Raw genomic sequence first — 18210 nt, 5'->3', positions numbered from 1 at the left:
GCGACCTCGACAGCCTGCAGCAGATGCAGCTTCATCTCCTGACCACCGATCGAAACCTCGGTGGTGCACTCGTGGAAGAAGCCCTTCTCCGTGTAGGTGATGCCGACCGAGACGAAGGTCGGGATGGCGCCGTCACCGGAGCGCTCGTACACGTTGGCGACCGCCTCGGCGACGGTGACCCACTTGTCGTCGGCACTGTGCCACACGAGGCAGTCGGCGGTGCTGATCTCGATGAAGAGATCGATGTTGGTGAGGGCCTTGATCCAGTTCTCGGCGAGATCCTTGGTGGCCTGATCGGGGGTGCTGCTCATCGTTGAACGGTGCCTTTCCTGTCCGGTTCGCTGCAGTGGTGTGCTGCGTCACCCATGCTGCGCGCGTACCGGCAGGACGACTGTCCAGATTTCTGGACACGTCCGCTCAGGCGGTCGACTTCGCCGGCTCCGACCACATGCCCTGCTTCTCCAGCATCGCGATGAGCTCGTCGGCGCCGGACATGATGTGGTCGCGCATCAGGCTGCTCGCGGCCTTCGCGCGCCCCTTCTGCAGGGCCTCGAGGATCGCCGGGTGGAAGTCGAGCGATTCGTTGGCGTGGCCCTCGATGTTGCCGTAGAAGCGGTTCGGCAACTGCTTGACGATCGAGCGCAGCAGCAACGCGAGCCGGCGCGAGTCGGCGGCGAGATTGACCGTGCGGTGGAATTCGTGGCCGAGCGCCACGATGCGGTCCAGGTCGGCGCCGTCGGCGACCGCCTGCTCGTGTTCGGCGACGATGTCGGCCAGATGCGCGAGCTGGCGCGGCGAGATGGACTTGGCCGCGCGCGCGGCGAGTTCACCGGCCAAGGTGGCCTGCGCCCAGAACAGGTCGCGCACGTCCTGCCTGCTGAAGGCGGAGACCATGAACCCGCGCCGGGGCACGAGCTCGACGAAGCCCTCGCCGCTGAGCAGCAACAGGCCCTCCCGCACCGGCGTGTTGCTCACGCCGACGGCCTCGGCGATCGGCTCGGCGCGCAGGAACTCACCCGAGCGCACCCGCCCGGAGATGATCAGCTCGCGAACGTAACTGGCGACGTCTTCGGAGAGCTGTTGACGCTGCGAATTCGCGCGGCGGGGCAGATCCCGCGTGGTCGAATCCGGCAGGAGTCGGTCGTTGTCGTTCGGCACGTTATGCATTATGCGTCTCGAACGCGCGATCGCGCACCGCCGACCCATGGAAACGGCGTCGATCACCGGATCGTGGGCGCGGGAACGGAAGAGCGCACCGGTGATCGACGCCGCGGCCCGAGGCCCCCTGGCAGGGGGCAGCAGGACCTCGGGAGGTTCGTTGGCTACCTGATCGACAATATCATATATTTAATATCCCGACCAACTTCCAGGAGGAGCACCCATGACGTCAGCCTTCTTCCGCGCCGAGACCGGTCCGGCGGGCCTCGCCCTGATCCCCCAGGCCGAGGCGGCGAGTGGGTGGGGCGAGGGGCAACTGCGCGGCCTGGCCGTCAGCTCGGCGCTGGCCCGCGAAGCCGAACACGCCATCGAGCGCCTCGGTCGGCCCGATCTGCAGCCGGTCCGCTGGACCCTCGACCTGTTCCGGCCCGCCAGGATGGGGCTCCCCTGCACGACCTCGGCGGCCACCCTGCGGGAAGGCCGACGGCTGTGCCTGATCGATACCTTCCTGCACCAGGACGGAAGGCCGGTCGCCCGCGGCACCGCCCTGTTCCTCGCGCCCAGCCACAGTCCTGCGGGCGCGGTCTGGTCGGGCGGCGCGCACCCGGAGCCACCCGCCCCCGGCACGCCGATGCTGCCCGGCCAGCACCGGCTGTATTTCAGCGAGCGCACCGGCTGGGGCGAGGCGGCACAGGCCCAGAACGACACGCGCACCCAGGTCTGGCACGAGCCGATCCCGGTCGTCGACGGCGAATCGATCAGCCCGTTCCAGCTGGCCGCCGGCATCGCCGACGTGGTGAATGTCGCGGCCAACCTCGGCGCCAACGGCCTCGAGTTCATCAACGCCGACATCACCCTGGCCCTGGCGCGACTGCCGGTGGGCGACGCGGTGGGCTTCGCCGCCATCGAGCGCAGGGAACAGGCGGGCATCGCGGTCGGCACCGCCGCCGCCTTCGATCGCGGCGGGGTCTTCGGGACCGCGACGGTGTCGGCGCTGGCCAACGCGCACCAGGCGGTCGACCTGCCGACGTTCTTCGCGGAACCGGCGACGAATAGTTAGGTCCGCACCTCGCGACAGGTCCGTTCACCCGGAGCCGAATCATTGACGCGCAGGTCACGACCATGCGACACTGAAGAAAATATTATGCGTAATATCAGTTGCCGTAGGAGTGGACCACTCCGGCGACCCCGTCCTCGAGGGCTCGGACGACGGCACCCGCGTAGCACCGTCGTCGACGACTGATACCGCGAGTCGAAGGAACCGACTATGAACGTGCTGATCGAAATGACCGCGTTGTGCCTGACCCGCCCCACCCGCGGGGCGGGCGCGGAGTCGCTGGCCGCCTGGTACACGGCGAAGGCGCGATTGCACGAGCATCTGGCCGGGCTCGGCGGGCCGGACAGCGCCAGGGAACACCAGCTGGCCGCGTCGGCGCAGCTACGCGCGCGGCAGGTCGCCGCGGGAGACCGGGGATGAGCCGGATCAGCGTGTACGCGTTGCAGCTGCCCGCGCCGCGAGCGGAGACCTGGGCCTGGCAGATGCACGCCACCTGCCGGGCCTACGATGTCAACGACTTCTACGACACCGGCCACGAACCACGGAAGATGCTGGCCGCCAAGCAGATCTGCGCGAGCTGCCCGGTCCTGACCCACTGCCGCGACCACGCCGTCGCGGCGAACGAACCGCACGGCATCTGGGGCGGGATGACACCGCGTGAGCGCGCCAGATACCGCTGGCTGCACTTCCGGCCGAACCGCGCCTGACGTCGTCGAACACGGTCGATTCCGGGGCTATCCTCGGTAGAGGCGAGCCCGCAGGCGCACCGCCGGAGGGTCGTGACCGAATCGAGCCGAGATGGCCGACAACTTGCCGACGCAACGCAGCTCGGCCTCGGGGATCGCGGCGGAGCTGACCGCCGAGGGCTTCGAGGACGCCGAGGAGATCGGGCGTGGCGGTTTCGGCGTGGTGTACCGGTGCGCGCAGCCCGATCTGGACCGCGTGGTCGCGGTCAAGGTCCTCACCGCCGAACTCGACCCCGACGGACTGCAACGCTTCGTCCGCGAACAGCAGGCGATGGGCAGGTTGTCCGGCCATCCGCACATCGTGGCGGTGTTCCAGGCGGGCACCACTCGCGGCGGGCACCCCTACCTCGTGATGCCCTACCACGCGCGGGGCTCGCTCGAGCAGCGCATCCACTCCGTCGGCCCGCTCGACTGGGCCGCGACACTGCGCCTGGGCGTGAAGATGGCCGGGGCGCTCGAGACCGCGCATCGGGCAGGCATCCTGCACCGCGACGTGAAACCGTCCAACATCCTGCTCAGCGAGTACAACGAGCCGGAGCTCACCGATTTCGGCATCGCCCGGATCCAGGGCGGATTCCACACGACCACCGGCGTCGTCACCGGCTCCCCCGCCTTCGCCGCGCCGGAGGTGCTGCGTGGCGCGCAGGCCACCGCCGCCGCCGACGTCTACGGTCTCGGTGCCACGCTGTTCTGCGCGCTCACCGGCCATGTCGCCTACGAGCGGCGGGTCGGCGAGCAGGTGCTGTCGCAGTTCCTTCGGGTGTCCGCGCAGCCGGGACCCGACCTCACCGACCAGGACGTGCCCGACGAGGTCAGGGCCGTCATCGAACACGCGATGGCCGCCGATCCCGCCGACCGGCCCGGCAGCGCCGCGGCGCTCGGCGCGGAATTGCAAGCGGCCCAGCGCAGTACCGGTGGCGAGGTCGACATCCCCCGGATTCCGAGCACCCTGCGGCCCGCGGCGCCGGTCGCGCTGCCGCCCCGCGTCCACGAACGCACCACCGCCCCACCGACGCCGGCGACGAAGTACCGCCCGCCCACTCCCGCGCGCGCGACCCTGGCCAGGAAACGGCTGCTCGAGCACCTGCGCACGAGCGAACGCACCCGGCTCACCGCCATCCACGCGCCCAGCGGTTTCGGTAAGACCACGCTGGCCGCGCAGTGGCACGACGAACTGATCGAGCACGGGGGCGCGGTCGCGTGGCTGACCGTCGACGAGGACGACGACAATGTCGCCTGGTTCCTCACCCATCTGGCCGAGGCGCTGCGCCCCACCGTCCCCGAGCTCGCCGACGAGCTGGACCGGCTGCTGGAGGCCAATGCCGACGACCCCACCCGCGCCGTGCTGACCGCACTCGTCGACGGCCTGCACGCCGGCGACCAGCGGGTGACGCTGGTGCTCGACGACTGGCAGCGGGTCACCGCGCCCGCGTCGGTGGCGGCGGTCCGCTTCCTGCTCGAACACGGCTGCCACCACCTGCCCCTGGTCGTCACCAGCACCGAGCGGCTGGACCTGCCGTTGAGCCGGCTGCGCATCCACGGCGAGCTCGCCGAGATCGACGCCGCCACCCTGCGTTTCGACTCCGACGAGGTGCGGGCCTTCCTGGCCGAGGCGGGCGGCGTGCACCTGACCGCGGACGAGATCGCCGGGCTGGCTCGCGCCACCGACGGCTGGGTGGCGGCGCTCCAGCTGACCGTGCTGGCGCTGCGCGCGGGCGAGGACCCCGAGCGCCTGCTCGACAGCCTCGCCCAGCATCCCGACATCGGCGCGTTCCTCGCCGAGAACGTGCTCGACACCCTGGATCCGGACACGCTCGACTTCCTCATGACGACCTCGATCAGCGAACGCGTCTGCGGCGGCCTGGCCACCGCGCTCACCGGACGCGCCGACGCCGCCGAACTGCTCGCCGATCTCGCCGACCGCGGGCTGTTCCTGCTGCCGACCGGCCCGGACCACGACTGGTACCGCTACCACCAGTTGTTCGCCGGCTACCTGTGCCGCAGGCTGGCCCAGAATCGCCCCGACGAGGTCGCCGCGCTGCGGCTGCGGGCGGCGGCCTGGTTCGCGCGCCATCATCTGCTCAACGACGCGGTCGAGCACGCGCTGGCCGCAGGCGCCCCGGAGCGGGCGGCCGATTTCGTCGAGGAGGGTGCTGGCTATCTGCTGGAACGATCGAGAATGATGATGCTGCAGGGCATCCTGGCCAAGCTGCCCGCCGGCGTGTGCCGGACCAGGCCACGGATCCAGTTGTTCGGCGTCTGGATCGATCTGGTGCTGCGGCGCCCCGTGGCCACCACCTCCTCGATCACCCGGTTCGAGACCGCGCTGGCCGCGGCCGCGCCCGCCGAGCCGGATCGCAGCGATATGCGCGCCGAGGCCGATGTCGCGATCAGCGTCGGCGAGATGTTCGCCGACCGGATCTCGGCGGTGGACGGTCTGATCGGCGACGCGCTGGCCAGGCCCGACGACTTCTCCCCGCGGATTCCCGGCGTGGCGGCCAATATCGCCACCTACGTGGCGATCCACAGCTTCGAATTCGACCAGGCCCGCCGCTGGCAGCTCTGGGCGGCGCCGTATCACGAGGCGAGCGGTCCGTTCCTGTCGGTCTACGGACGCTGCTACGCCGGGCTCGCCGCCTGGGAGCAACTCGATGTCGCCGGCGCCGAGGAACTGTTCACCACCGCGTTCGACACCGCGCGGTCGACGATGGGACCGGCCGCGCACGCGACCCGCCTCGTCGGCGCCGTCCTCGGTGAATTCCGCTACGAGACAGGCGATCCGGACACCGCCGCCGAACTGCTGGAACAGAGCAGGGAGCTGTCCGCCGAAGGTGGCGGCGGGGTGGATTTCATCCTGGCCACCTACGCGACCGGGGCGCGGGTGCGCGCGCTGCGCGGCGATCGGGACGGGGCGCTCGCTCTGCTCGACGAGGGCCTGGCCCACGCCGAACGCCTGCGCCTGCCCCGCCTGACCGCCCGCCTCCGCAACGAACAGGTGCGACTCGGCGTGCCCATCGACCCCGCGGTGGCCGCCGAACTCACCCGCCCGCGCACGATCCGGCGCGAGGACGGCATCGCCACCGCCATCGACGAATTCGACGAGGATTCGGCGATCCGGCTGCTGCGCGCCGACGGCCGCCACCAGCTCGCGGTCGAGCGTGCCGAAGCGCTCGTCGCGGGAATCGATGCCGAGCGCCGACCGCTGGCCGCGCTGCGCGCCGGTCTCCTGCTCGCCGGCGCGCTGGACCAGGCGGGCCGTGCGGCCGAGGCGGACCGCGTCCGCGCACCCTTGGTGCGGCGCTGCGACCGCCTCGGCCTGACCCGCCTGCCCACCGACGCGGCCTGACGGCCGCGCGGGGCCCTCGGTCAGCCCGCTTCGACCACCAGGTCACGGGCGCCGGGCTGCGGCTGGGGAGACCGCTCCGGTGCGGCGGCCGAGGAGGCGGCGGGCAGCAGGATGACGATGACGGCGGCCAGCACGGCCGGGACCGCGAAGGCGTAGAAGTTCCAGTGCGCGGCCAGCGACGATCCCAGGATCCAGCCGCCCATCATCGGGCCGAGGATCGAGCCCACCCGGCCCAGGCCCATGGCCGCGCCGACCGCGGATCCACGGCACGAGGCGGGATAGCGGGCCGCGATGTAGCCGTAGGTCAGCGAGCTGGACCCGATGGATCCGAGCCCGGCGCCCGCGACGGCCACCATCAGCACGGCGGTGTCGGCCTTGCGGCTCAGCACCAGCAGCGAGATCGCGCCGATCAGGAAGAACGGCACCAGCACGCGTTTGGAGCCGAAACGGTCGGCCAGCAGCGAGCCGCCGACCATGCCGATGATCGCGCCCACCTGCAACGCGAGCAGGAACTGCAGCGAGGAGCCGAGCGGGTACCCGGCCTGCCGCATGATCTGAGGCAGCCAGGTGCTCAGGCCGTACCCGATCAGCTGGCCGCAGAAGCAGACGATCACGAACAGCAGCAGCGAGGGCAGGAACGTGCGGGTCAGCAGCTGACGGTAGCCGCCGGTCTGCTCGGCGCCCGCGGCGGCGACTGCCACCTGGCCGCGCTGTTCGGCGCGCACCGCGTCCAGGTCGAGCCCGTAGGTGGCGGCCAGGTCGGCGGCCTCCTCGTCCCGTCCACGGGCCACCAGGTAGTTCACCGATTCCGGCAGCCAGAAGTACATCACCGGCAGCACGATCACGCAGAGCGCGCCGATCCCGTAGAGCACCCGCCAGCCGTGGTCGGGCAGCAGCGCGATGGCCGCCAGCGAGGCGATGATGCCGCCGAAGGAGTAGCCGGTGAGCATGAGCCCGTTGTAGATCTGCTTGCGCTGACGCGGCGCGAACTCGATGGTGAGCGCGACCGCCGACGGCACCACGCCGCCGAGCCCGATGCCGGTGAAGAACCGTGCGGCGCCGAGGAATTCGGGTGAGGTCGCGACCGCGCAGATCGCGCAGCCGAGGGAGAACCAGGCGACGCCCGCCATCATGATCTTGCGGCGGCCGATCCGGTCGGCCAGCGGACCGGCCACCAGGAAGCCGACCATCAGGCCGAACAGGGTCCAGCTGCCGATCAGGCCCGCCGTCCCCTTGCTCATATTCCAGCCGGGTTCCTCCAGCAGACTCGGCACGGTGGCGCCGTAGACGATCAGGTCGTAGCCGTCGGCCACGATCGTGAGAAAGCAGAGCATGACCACGAACAGGCCGCTGCGTCTGCGCGGGGTGGGACGGACCATCTTGTTCTCCTTCAACGCTCCACGACGGCGGCTATGCCGAGCGATGCAGGTCACAATATCGTATAATATATGATCCGTAATACTTTTTCTTGACATCGATGGGATGACGGCACACGAAAGGCCCGGGCATCGATGGTCGATTCCCGGGCCTCCTCGCCTGCTGTCAGAGCGTGGCCGTGAAGAACGGGGTCAGGGCGGCCATCGCCTGGTCGACGTACTCCGGGCGGTCGTAGAGGCCGACATGCCCCGCGCCCTCGACCACCACCAGCTCGGTGTTCTCCGGCAGGCGCTTGTTCAGGTTCTCGGCCTGCCACAGCGAACCGGCCGCGCTGCCCGCGACCAGCAGCACCGGCTGGGTCAGGAACTCCACGCCGGCGAAGGCGTCGTAGTCGAAGATCCGGGTGACGCTGCTGGTGAACAGCATCCGATTCTCGGCGTTCGGGTGCTGGGCGCGCGGGGTGCGGTAGTACTCGTGCGCCTCCACCAGGTCGGCCGGGGTGGTCTCGTCCGGGGTCTCCGGGACATAGGTGACCTCGGCGATCTCGCCGCCCGCAGCCTCGATCGCCCGCTGTCCGGCGACCGCGTCGAGGGTCGCGAGCTGGGCTTGCAGCGTCAGCGAACCGTCCCAGCCCCGGCGGAAGGTGGCGCCGATGTCCACCGGGCTCACCGTGCCGACCGCCTTGATCCGGCGGTCGGTCTTGGTGGCGTCGATGGCGTAGCCGCCGCCGGCGCACACGCCGAACGCGCCGACCCGGTCCGCGTCGACGAAGTCCAGGGTGGAGACGTAGTCGACGGCGGCGCGGATGTCCTCGACGCGGGCGAACGGGTCTTCCAGGCGGCGCGGGATACCGCCGCTCTCACCCTGGTGGGAGGCGTCGAAGGCCAGGGTCACGAAGCCCTGGGCCGCGAGCTTCTCGGCGTACAGGCCCGCGGTCTGCTCCTTGACGCCGCCACCGGGATGAACGCACACGATCGCCGGGTAGTACCGGTCGGCGGAGAAGTCGGCGGGCAGGAACAGGTTGCCCACCATGGTCACCGTGGCGTTGCGGAATTCGATGCTCTGCACTGTGCGTCCTTCGATCGGTAGCTGGTCGATGACTTCAGTCTCGGCAGCACGCACCCCACAGAACAGGACGACTCTGTTCCTGGGAGGAATCCTTCCCCCTCTCAGTGCACCGCCGCGAACATCAGCTTCGAGTCGTCGGCCTCGGCCGGATCGAACTCGGCGACGATGCTGCCCTGCTTGGCGACCAGGATCCGGTCCGACAGCGCCCGGATCTCGGGCAGATACGACGAGATCACCACCACGGCGACGCCGTCGTCGGCCAGTGCCCGGATCATCGCGTGGATCTCGGTGATGGTGCCGAGGTCGACGCCGCGTGTCGGCTCGTCGATGATCGCCACCAGTGGCTGGCGGGTCAGGCCCTTGGCCAGCACCACCTTCTGCTGGTTGCCGCCGCTGAGCTCCTCGAGCTTGGCGCGGTCCGGGCGCAGGGTGCGGACATGGAACCGTTCCACGAACCGCTGCGCCACCGACTTGCGGTCCCCCGGGCGCACCAGCAGCGGCAGCCTGGCCGCGCTGCACAGGTGCCCGAAGTAGATGTTGTCGGCGATCGAGAAGTGGCCGAAGAAGCCGGAGGCCTTGCGGTCCTCGGTGATGTAGACGATGCCGGCCCGGCGGGCGTGCCGCGGGGTGCGGAACCGCACCTCCCGGCCTGCGAGCCGCACCTTGCCGCCCCGCAGGCGCCGCCGCTTGACCACCCCGCCGACGATCATCGCGGTCTCGCTGCGCCCGGCGCCGACCAGACCATAGATGCCGACGATCTCGCCGGGATGCGCGGAGAACGACATATTGCGCACCACCGGCAGCAGCGTGATGTCGTCGACCTCGAGCACCGGCGCGGGGTCCGGCTCCCGATTCGGTGGCACCCGTTGATATTCCACGCTGCGCCCGACCATCATCCGCACCACCTCGGCGCGGTCGAAGTCGGGCTTGTCGAGGGTGCCCTGGACCTCGCCGTCGCGCAGGACGGTGATCCGGTCGGCTTCCTCGAACGCCTCGTCGAGCATGTGGGTGATGAACACGACGCCGATGCCCTGGCGCTTGAGCCTGCGCATCGACAGGAACAGCTGCAACCGTTCCTCCGGTGTCACCGAGGCGGTCGGTTCGTCGAGAATCACCACCTTGGCGTCGCGGTGCACCGCGCGGGCGATCTCGACCATCTGCTTCTGTGCGATGCCGAGCGCACCCGCGGGTACCTCGGGCCGGATGTGGAAGTTGTGCGACTCCAGCAGTTCTCGCGCCACGACATTGAGCTGCGAGAGGTTGTTGAAGGGCTTCTCGTCGCCCAGGAACAAATTCTGGGCCACCGTCATCGACTCGACGAGTGAGCCCTCCTGGTACACCATCGCGACCCCGGCCTGCGCGGATTCCTTGGGCGCGGTGAAGTTGCGCATCCGCCCGGTGACGAGCAGGGTGCCCGAGTCGTGCCCGATCGCTCCCGAGATCACCTTGACGAGGGTGGATTTGCCCGCGCCGTTCTCGCCGAGCAGGGCGTGGATCTCCCCCGGTTCGACCTCGAAGTCGACATCGCGCAACGCGTACGTTCCGCTGTAGTGCTTGCTGACCCCCGTGAGCCGGATGACCGGCTCCGCGGCGACAGCGGTGTCGCTCTGCGTCACGGTACTCACCTTTCGTTCGCTGTCTGCGGCTCGAGCACGTTGCGGAAACCGCGCGCCGCCACCAGGATTCGGCCGTCACGTGACGCGACGCCGGTGATCCCGTGCCGGTCGCCGTCGGCGCGCGAGTGCACGCTCTCGGCGATCCGGCCCCGGCGGTCGAGCCGGAACGCCAAGCCGTAGGACCGGGCCGGAGCCCAGGGTTTGATCACCCCGAGCACCCGCAGCTGACCGAGCTGCAGGGTGTCGGTGTAGGGGTTCGGGCAGCGCAGCCGGGGGACGAACCACTGGTCCGGACGGATCGTCGCGGTCATCTCGTGGAGCAGCTCCGGTTCGTCGAGCAGCAGTTCGGTGAATCGGTTGCGCGCGTAAGGCGCCGCGACCCACCACCCGTCGGCCGTCGCGGTGATCCGGCCGGGATAGACCGGCAGGTTCGCACCCACCGGCGTGCCCCGGGTGCCCAGCGCCGCCGTCGCGCGGCGCTCGATGCGGTGCTCGAAGCTCAGCGACAGCAGTACCTCGCTGTCCGAGGCGCTCTCGATGCCCGCGGGCCAGCCGAGGCCGTCGGCCACGAGCTCGGCCCTGGCACCCGTGACGCGCACGACGCGCCCGGTCCGGTCGTCGGCGACCAGCGCGGCCGCCCACTCCCCGACCGTGCTCGACCCGACCGTGACCAGCACGGTGCCGTCGGGCAGCAGAGCCAGGTCGGTGACACACGACGCCACGAGCGGGTCGGTGCACAGGTCGCGGGCGGTGCCCGCGGCGTCGATGGTGACCAGGCCGACGCCGTCGACCGCGGCGATCACGCTCGCGCCGACCGCGAGCAGGGCGCCGACCTGCCCACCGAGGGCGGCCAGTGGGGTGACCACCGCGCCGGTCAGCGTGAAAACGGTGTCACCGCTGGAGAACACGACGTCACCGGATGCGCGGATCAGCAGATCGTCGGGCTCGAAGTCGCCGGCGGGCAGCAGTGCGGTGCCCTCGTCGAGCCTGCGGTTCGGCCGCAGTCCCGCTTCGAACGGCGGCACCGTGCGGTGCCGTGCCCAGTCCGGGTTCAGCCATTCCTTCAGGGTGCTGAGCGTGCGGTTCATCCCTCGACCTCCGCCATCGATCGGCCCGGCACGAGCAGACCGGGGACCGCGGCCGGATCGATCGATCCGACCTCGCCGGGGTCCAGGGTCAGCCTGCCGATGCGGTTGTTGCTGACGCCGCACAGGTAGAGCTGTCCGGCGCGTTCCTTGACGGCGGTCACCATCGGGTAGTTCGCCAGCGACGAATCCCACAGCACCTGCAGGATCTCGCCGCGATCGTTGAACTTCATCACGCAGGACACGTTGAGCTGCGGCACCACCCAGCTGTCCAGCGGCACCTCCTGGGTCATCCGCCTGCGCACCGCCGGATAGCGATTGAGCAGGTCCGACATCGGCGTCCGCATCGAGACGAACGGCAGCCAGTAGTTGCCGTCGGAGGATCGGTTGAGGTTGTCGGGATTGCCCGGCAGGTTCTCCAGCACCGGTTCCAGCTGCCCCTGCTTCGGCCCCGCGATCCAGAGCCGGTCGACCCGGCACAGGCCGGTGCTCGTGATGAGGATCGACTGGCCGTCGTGCGCGGTGCAGATGCCGTTGGGGAACACGCTGTTCGACACGACGACCTCGGCACTGCCGTCCGGATCAATTCGGACCACGCGGCCGTTGGCCCGCGATTCCACCAGCTCGACCAGGTATTCGGCCGCGTTGGTGCGGGTGGAGAAGTCGGAGACGTAGATCGAGCCGTCGGGCGCGACATCGAGATCGTCGACGGCGCGCAGACCGGAGTCGTCGAGCAGCGAGAACCGGCTGCGCGCGACCTTGGTGGCCACCGGCTCGGATTCGCCGTCGGGCGAGAGCCGGTAGACGCCCATGCCGCCGACCGCGACCAGCAGGCGGCCGTCCCGGTCCCAGCCGTGCCCGAGCGGGAAACCGCCGGTGCGCGCGAAGATCTCGCCCTCGTCGGGATTGTCGGGGCCGAATTTCCACACCCAGCCGCGGCGGTCACCGCAGTAGACGTTGCCTTCGGTGTCGACGGCGCAGTCCTCGGCGCCCTCGATCTTGCCGAGGCCGATGGGCGGGGCGGCGGTCATCTTGTCGTTGATCGTCCAGACGGTGCCCGGCGCGGTGACGTCGACCAGCGGGCCGAGAGTGATCCGGCCGGGATCGATCTTCAGCTTGTCGGCGGTGCGCTGCCGGTACTTGCCCCACTGCAGATCCAGCACGGCGAACACGAGCAGTGCCGTCGCGAGAATCACGGTGTAGTAGGAACCTTCGAGCCGCATCGCGACGGTGGCCTGCTGGATCACCTGCACGACGATGATGCCGACGGTGGCCCGCAGGACCGAACCGCGCCCGCCCTTGAGGCTCACGCCGCCGAGCACGACCGCGGTGAGCGCGATGATCTCCCAGCCCTGCCCGATGTCGGGGTCGGTGCGCCCGACCCGCGCCGAGGTGAGCAGCGCGGCCAGCCCGGCCAGCGTGCCCGAGAGCACGTAGACCAGGAAGGTCACCCGGTCGACGGGAATGCCGTTGCGGCGCGCGGAGCGCCGGTCGCTGCCCACCGCGGAGACCCACCAGCCCCACCGCGACCGGGTCAGCCCGACGTGGACGACGACCAGCACCGCGAGGAAGAACACCCACCCGGTCGGCACGGTCGCGATGGTGCCCTCGCCGAGGAAGTCCCAGACGATATCGGGTTTGGGCATGCTCAGGTCGAAGCTGTAGGCCGACTGCAGCGCGGCGGCCGCACCGCCGAAGGCCACCAGGGTGACCAGCGTGGTGATGAACGGCCGCATCTTCCGGAACGCGATGAAGTAGCCGTTCACGCCGCCGAGCAGGGCGCCGAAGACGATGGTGCCCGGCGCGACGACCGCCATCGGCCAGTCCCAGGCGCGCGAGGCCACCATCGCCCCGATCGCGGTGAGCCCCACCATCGAGCCCACCGACAGGTCGATCCCGCCCGCCACCAGCACGACGGTGAGGCCGATGGCGAGCAGTCCCTTCTCCGACACCTCGTCCATGATGATCGGGGTGTCGGCCGGGCCGACCGGGGTGAGCAGGACGAACAGCAGGCTCAGCAGCAGGGCCAGGCCCAGCGGCACAGCCCCTTCCATCCAGCGTTTCTCGAACAGGTCCGACAGCGACCTGGCCGGCGCGAACCGGTCCCGCCAGGTGCCGCCGGTCTGCCCGAAGGCGTCGATTCCGCGGGCCATGCTCACTGCCCCTTGTAGCAGGCGATCGTGGTGTTGTCGACGTTGCCGCGATCCACGATGGTGTGCGGGACGAAGGCCACGGTGTGCGTGCTGCCGGGGGCCGCGCCGGTCTGCACGAGCTGCTGGGCGGTCACCACCGCGGCGGTACCGACGCCCTGCACGTCGTAGGACGCCGAGGCCGTCACCTTGTTCTGGCGCAACGCGTCACACCACAGGGTGTCGGTCGCCATCGTGTAGGTGGCCAGCGAGTCGGCCGGGATCACGCCACGGGAGACGGCGCTCTGCACGGCGTCACCGACGGCGACCGAGTTGAGGTCGTAGGTCACCAGGAAGCCGCAGAAGTTGTTCTTCTGCTGCTGGATGATCGACTCGGCGGCCTGCTGGGCGAGCGAGTTCTGCCACTGGGTGTGCGCGGTGGTCACCACCTCGAAACCGGCCGGGTCGAGCACGTTGTGCACGCCCTTGGACCACAGCAGCGAAGCCGCGTCGTTACCGGGGCCGTCGATGATCGCCAGACGCTTGGGGGCACCGCGCTTCTCGCAGTCCGCGACGGCGCGCTTGCTGATGTCCTCGGCGGCGGCGATGTTGTCCACGCCGATGTAGGCGTCACCGAGGCGGCTCGAGATCATGTTGACCACGATCGTGTAGATGCCCGCGCGCTGGGCGTCCTCGATCTGCTTGGACAGCACACCCACGTCGGGGTTGTGCAGGATCAGCACGTCGGCGGCCTTGCGCGCGATCAGGTCGCTGATGATCCTGGTCATCTTGTCGGTGTCGAAATTGGGGTCGTAGACCTGGAAGTCGGCCCCGAGGTTGCCGAACGCGCGCTCCATCGAGGCACCCCAGTTCATGGTGAGGTTGTAGCCCTTGTAGAGGATGGGCACGAAGGCGACCTTCTTGCCCGCCATCGACTCGTGCACCTGCCGCGTCGCGTCGAACAGCTGCACGTTCTCACCGAACGCCTGCTCGCCGCCGCCGACGGGTCCGGTGGCCGCGGTGCGCCCGCCGGTGGAACAGCCCGCGAGGACGACGGCCGAGACCGAGGCGAGAGCGAGGGCGATCATTCTTTTCTTCATCGTCGAAGACTCCTTGTGAGAACGGGGTGGTACGAAGGCGGACATCACAGTTCGCCGCTCTTGGCGGTTTCCTCGTCGCGCGGATGCAGCCAGGCGTCGAGCGCGATCGCCACGATCAGGACGCCGCCGCGGATCAGGTCCTGGACGGCGGAGGTGAGCCCGTGCAGGACGAGCAGGTTGTTGAGCACGCCGATGAACAGCGCGCCGGCGAGCACACCGAGGATCGAGCCGCGGCCACCGGCCAGGGAGATGCCGCCGATGACGGCGGCGGTGAGCGCGGTGAACAGCAGTGGGTCGAAGGAGGTGACCGTCGTCTGCACGCTGCCCTGGATGGAGACCGTCAGGTAGCCGGCCAGCAGCGCGAGCAGCGCGGAGATCACGTAGGTCAGCACCTGCAGCGGACGCACCGGGGCGCCGGTGGCGCGGGCGGTGGCGAAGTTGTCGCCCATCGCCCGGATCAGCCTGCCCGCGGCGGTGTAGGTGACGAACAGCCAGGCCAGCAGGAAGACCAGGGCGGCGATCACCACCGGCCGCGGCACGCCGAAGACCGAGCCGTTGCTCAGTTCGGCGATCCACGAGCCGCCGGGCAGGGCGTAGTAGTTGCTGTCGAGCAGCAACACGTCGACGCCGCCGATCACCAGCAGACCGGTGGCCAGCGTGACGAACAGCGACGGCACCTCGACGTAGGCCACCAGCACGCCGTTGACCAGGCCGACGATCAGCGCGACCGCCGCGGCCACCGCGATGGCCTGCCATTCCGGTCGGCCCTGCGACATCATCGCCAGCGTGGCCTGCGCGCAGCCGAGCGCGACACCGGCGATGGACAGATCGATGCCCTTGCCCAGGATCACGATCGCCACGCCGACGGCCAGGATCCCGAACGCAGCCGAGAGCCGCAGCAGGCTGGCGAAGTTGCCCGCGGTGAGGAAGCCGGGCGTGGTGGCGGCGCCGACCACGCACAGCACCACGGTGATGCCGAGAACGAAATAGGCCTGCTCCGCGCGGCCGAGGCGGTCGCGCAGGCCGGGGCGCGGCGTACTGGGCGCCGCGGTGGTTGTCGTCGTCATGATGCTCCCGTTCAGAACTCGATGACGGCCTTGCCGCCTGCCTGTTTGTCGAACTCCGCGTACGCGACGGCCGCGTCGGCGAGCCGCCAGCGATCGGTGAACAACCGGTCGACGTCGAGCTCGTGCCGAGCGACGAAGCGGGCGCAGTCGGCCTGTCCGGTGATCGAGAAGGTGTACGAGCCGAGGATGGTGAGCTGTTTGCGGATGACATCCGGGCTCACGTCGAGGGTCACGTCGTTGCCTTCGCCGACGAAGGCGACCCGTCCCCACTGCGCGGCCGACTTGACCGCGGCCGCGCGGGCCACCGGTGCGCCGGAGCAGTCCAGCGCGCAGCTGACGCCCGCGCCGCCGGTCAGCTCCCGGATCGCCGCCACGGCGTCGACGCTGCCCGAGTCGATCGTGTGGGCGGCGCCGAATTCCTTCGCCCTGGCGACCCGGTCGGTCTGGACGTCGACGGCGATCACCTCGGCGCCCATGGCCGCGGCCAGCTGCACCGCCGAGAGCCCGACCGGGCCGAGGCCGAAGACCGCGATGGCGTCGCACGCGTCGAGCCGCAGCCTGCGCAGCGCGCCGTAGGCCGTGCCGGTACCGCACGAAATCGCCGCGCCCGCGGCGAAACTCACCTCGTCCGGCAGCGGCACCAGGGTCCGCGCGGGCACCTTGATGAAGTCGGCATGGCCGCCGTTGGCCGTGGCGCCGAAGATGGTCGCGCCGCGCTGGCACATCTGGGTCCAGCCCGTGCGGCACCGATCGCAGGTGCCACAGCCGTCGTAGTGGTAGATCATCACCCGGTCGCCGACGCGGACCGCGCGCTGGTCGACGTTCGCACCGAGCGCGACGACCACCCCGCAGGGTTCGTGGCCCGCGATGATGCCGCCGCCGTCGCCGGACAGGCCGAAGGCCGCCAGCGCGTCGCCCGCCGGGGCGCGATAGAACCGCAGATCGCTGCCGCACATGCCGGAGGCCTTCATCGCCACGACGGCGTCGTCGGGACCCGGCGCCGGATCGTCGAATTCGGCGATCTCGAGGTCGCGATCCCCGTTGAACACAACACCCCGCATAGTTGTTACTCCTTACCCAGACCATGCCACGCACAATGCTTGATATATTTGAAGAGCGCCGATGAGACTCAGGTCACTTCAGTGGCGGTGGGCAGAATATTAAGTACGCGGTGGCGCGCATCACAAGGGTTAGCCTGGACAGTCACCCGGAAGTCGCATTCCACTCCGACCAGCGGCCGATGCGAACGGACAGGTTCGACAACGATTCGGGCAAAGACCCCCACATCGACAGATGCATTGAATATTCTGCACAATAGTGGTAAAGACAGGGAGCTGGCACGTGGCGATCGAGACGATGACACCCCGGCGGGACACACTGCTCGACGTCGAGCCGGTGCCCGGCCTGTCCGCCGTGCTCACCGACGCCGGCGAGGTACTCGGCCACCGGATCCCCGCCTCCGGCCCCCGCTCCCTCGCCGGCGTCGCTCAGCTGCTGAACCAGATCTGGGACGCGGTCGTCGCGATCGTCACCGAACCCGCGACGGCCACCGACCTGGCCCGCGCCACCGCGCTGCTCGCGCGCATTCGTGCCGTCGAGGCCGAACTGGCCGCCGCGCGCGCCCCCGACGGCGCGGCCGACCTACGGCGCACCGGCGAGGCGATCGCGCTGCTGCGCGGTGCCAACAGCACCGACGAGCTGCTGACCCGCGCGGCGGAATCGGTGGGGGCCATGGGTTTCGACCGCGCCCTCGTCTCGACCACCGACGGCCCGACGTGGAACATGCACACGATGTTCATCGCCGACGATCAGCGGTGGGCCGAGGAGATCGTCGCCGCGGGACGCGAAGCGCCGCCGACCCTGGACGGGCAGCTCGTCGAGAGCGACATCGTCGCCCGCGCCCGACCTGGCCTGGTCTTCGACGTCCAGCACAATCCCCGCGTGGTCCGGCCGATCGTGACGATGACCCGCTGCAGCTCCTACGCCGTCGCCCCGCTCATCGTGAACGGCGCGGTGGCCGGGCTGGTCCACGGCGACTTCTACTTCCAGCGGCGCGAGGTCGACCCGACCGCGCGCGCGATGCTCGCGGTGTTCGCCGAGGGCCTCGGCCAGGCCATGGCGGGCACGCTGCTGCTCGACGGACTGACGGCGATGCGCGCCGGGTTCGACCGGATACTGAGCCCGGGACCGGTGCCGAGCACCGCGCCACCCACACTCTCGGCGCGCGAGATCGAGGTCGTCGACCTACTGGCCGGGGGGCGGGCCAACCGCCAGATCGCGCGCGAACTCGCGATCTCGGAGGCGACGGTGAAAACCCACATCACCCATATCCTGCGCAAACTCGGCGCGGCGAACCGCGCCGAGGCCGTGGCCTACTGGCTGCGCCGGCCCACTCCCCGCTGACCGCGGCGGCCGCCGGAATTCACCACTCCGCTCGTCATATATTATATAATACGAGAAG

General features: G+C 70.0%; 14 protein-coding genes. 5 read left to right on the top strand and 9 right to left on the bottom strand.

The window, feature by feature from the left end; all coding sequences use genetic code 11:
- Positions 1-417: 417 nt before the first annotated feature.
- The gene (locus AB0L91_RS25410; RefSeq protein WP_357349094.1) at positions 418-1134 is read right to left on the bottom strand and encodes a GntR family transcriptional regulator; all 717 of its coding nucleotides are present in this window, start codon (positions 1132-1134) and stop codon (positions 418-420) included.
- Between the two features lie 247 nt (positions 1135-1381).
- Here AB0L91_RS25410 and AB0L91_RS25405 point away from each other — a divergent pair, with 247 nt between their 5' ends.
- From AB0L91_RS25405 to AB0L91_RS25390, 4 genes are all read left to right on the top strand, one after another.
- The gene (locus AB0L91_RS25405) at positions 1382-2218 is read left to right on the top strand and encodes an acyl-CoA thioesterase domain-containing protein (RefSeq protein ID WP_365014050.1); all 837 of its coding nucleotides are present in this window, start codon (positions 1382-1384) and stop codon (positions 2216-2218) included.
- A gap of 207 nt (positions 2219-2425) precedes the next feature.
- Entirely contained in the window at positions 2426-2635 is a 210-nt protein-coding gene (locus AB0L91_RS25400) for a hypothetical protein (RefSeq protein WP_357348757.1), read from the top strand.
- Positions 2632-2922, top strand: coding sequence for a WhiB family transcriptional regulator (locus AB0L91_RS25395; RefSeq protein WP_357348755.1), 291 nt, complete (start codon positions 2632-2634; stop codon positions 2920-2922). The genes AB0L91_RS25400 and AB0L91_RS25395 overlap by 4 nt, the downstream gene beginning before the upstream one ends.
- Positions 2923-3013: 91 nt before the next feature.
- Positions 3014-6307: a protein kinase gene (locus tag AB0L91_RS25390; protein WP_365014046.1), complete on the top strand. Its 3294-nt coding sequence runs from the start codon at positions 3014-3016 to the stop codon at positions 6305-6307.
- Between the two features lie 20 nt (positions 6308-6327).
- Here the strand turns inward: AB0L91_RS25390 and AB0L91_RS25385 are convergent, their stop codons facing one another.
- The 8 genes from AB0L91_RS25385 to AB0L91_RS25350 form a co-directional block, all read right to left on the bottom strand.
- The gene (locus AB0L91_RS25385) at positions 6328-7686 is read right to left on the bottom strand and encodes an aromatic acid/H+ symport family MFS transporter (RefSeq protein ID WP_365014044.1); all 1359 of its coding nucleotides are present in this window, start codon (positions 7684-7686) and stop codon (positions 6328-6330) included.
- A gap of 163 nt (positions 7687-7849) precedes the next feature.
- A complete protein-coding gene (locus tag AB0L91_RS25380) occupies positions 7850-8752 on the bottom strand; it encodes an alpha/beta hydrolase (RefSeq protein ID WP_365014043.1) in 903 nt (300 codons plus the stop codon).
- Between the two features lie 101 nt (positions 8753-8853).
- Entirely contained in the window at positions 8854-10368 is a 1515-nt protein-coding gene (locus AB0L91_RS25375; protein ID WP_365014041.1) for a sugar ABC transporter ATP-binding protein, read from the bottom strand.
- A 5-nt stretch (positions 10369-10373) separates the two neighbouring features.
- Complete coding sequence (locus AB0L91_RS25370) at positions 10374-11456, bottom strand: hypothetical protein (protein ID WP_365014040.1); 1083 nt, start codon at positions 11454-11456, stop codon at positions 10374-10376.
- Entirely contained in the window at positions 11453-13606 is a 2154-nt protein-coding gene (locus AB0L91_RS25365) for an SMP-30/gluconolactonase/LRE family protein (RefSeq protein ID WP_365014037.1), read from the bottom strand. Before AB0L91_RS25365 ends, AB0L91_RS25370 begins: the two co-directional genes overlap by 4 nt.
- Before the next feature lie 2 nt (positions 13607-13608).
- Positions 13609-14682, bottom strand: coding sequence for a substrate-binding domain-containing protein (locus tag AB0L91_RS25360; protein WP_365014035.1), 1074 nt, complete (start codon positions 14680-14682; stop codon positions 13609-13611).
- 44 nt (positions 14683-14726) lie between these two features.
- On the bottom strand, positions 14727-15749 hold the full coding sequence (locus AB0L91_RS25355) for an ABC transporter permease (RefSeq protein WP_365014034.1): 1023 nt from the start codon (positions 15747-15749) through the stop codon (positions 14727-14729).
- Positions 15750-15760: 11 nt separating this feature from the next.
- Entirely contained in the window at positions 15761-16810 is a 1050-nt protein-coding gene (locus AB0L91_RS25350; protein WP_365014032.1) for a zinc-binding dehydrogenase, read from the bottom strand.
- Positions 16811-17090: 280 nt separating this feature from the next.
- Between AB0L91_RS25350 and AB0L91_RS25345 the strand changes: the two genes are divergently transcribed.
- The gene (locus AB0L91_RS25345; protein WP_365014030.1) at positions 17091-18152 is read left to right on the top strand and encodes a response regulator transcription factor; all 1062 of its coding nucleotides are present in this window, start codon (positions 17091-17093) and stop codon (positions 18150-18152) included.
- Positions 18153-18210: the final 58 nt, after the last annotated feature.

Origin of the sequence: Nocardia sp. NPDC051833 (genome assembly GCF_040681225.1) — a bacterium.
In the GTDB taxonomy this organism is placed as follows: Bacteria; Actinomycetota; Actinomycetes; order Mycobacteriales; family Mycobacteriaceae; genus Nocardia.
This window is presented reverse-complemented; position numbering and strand designations above follow the sequence as displayed.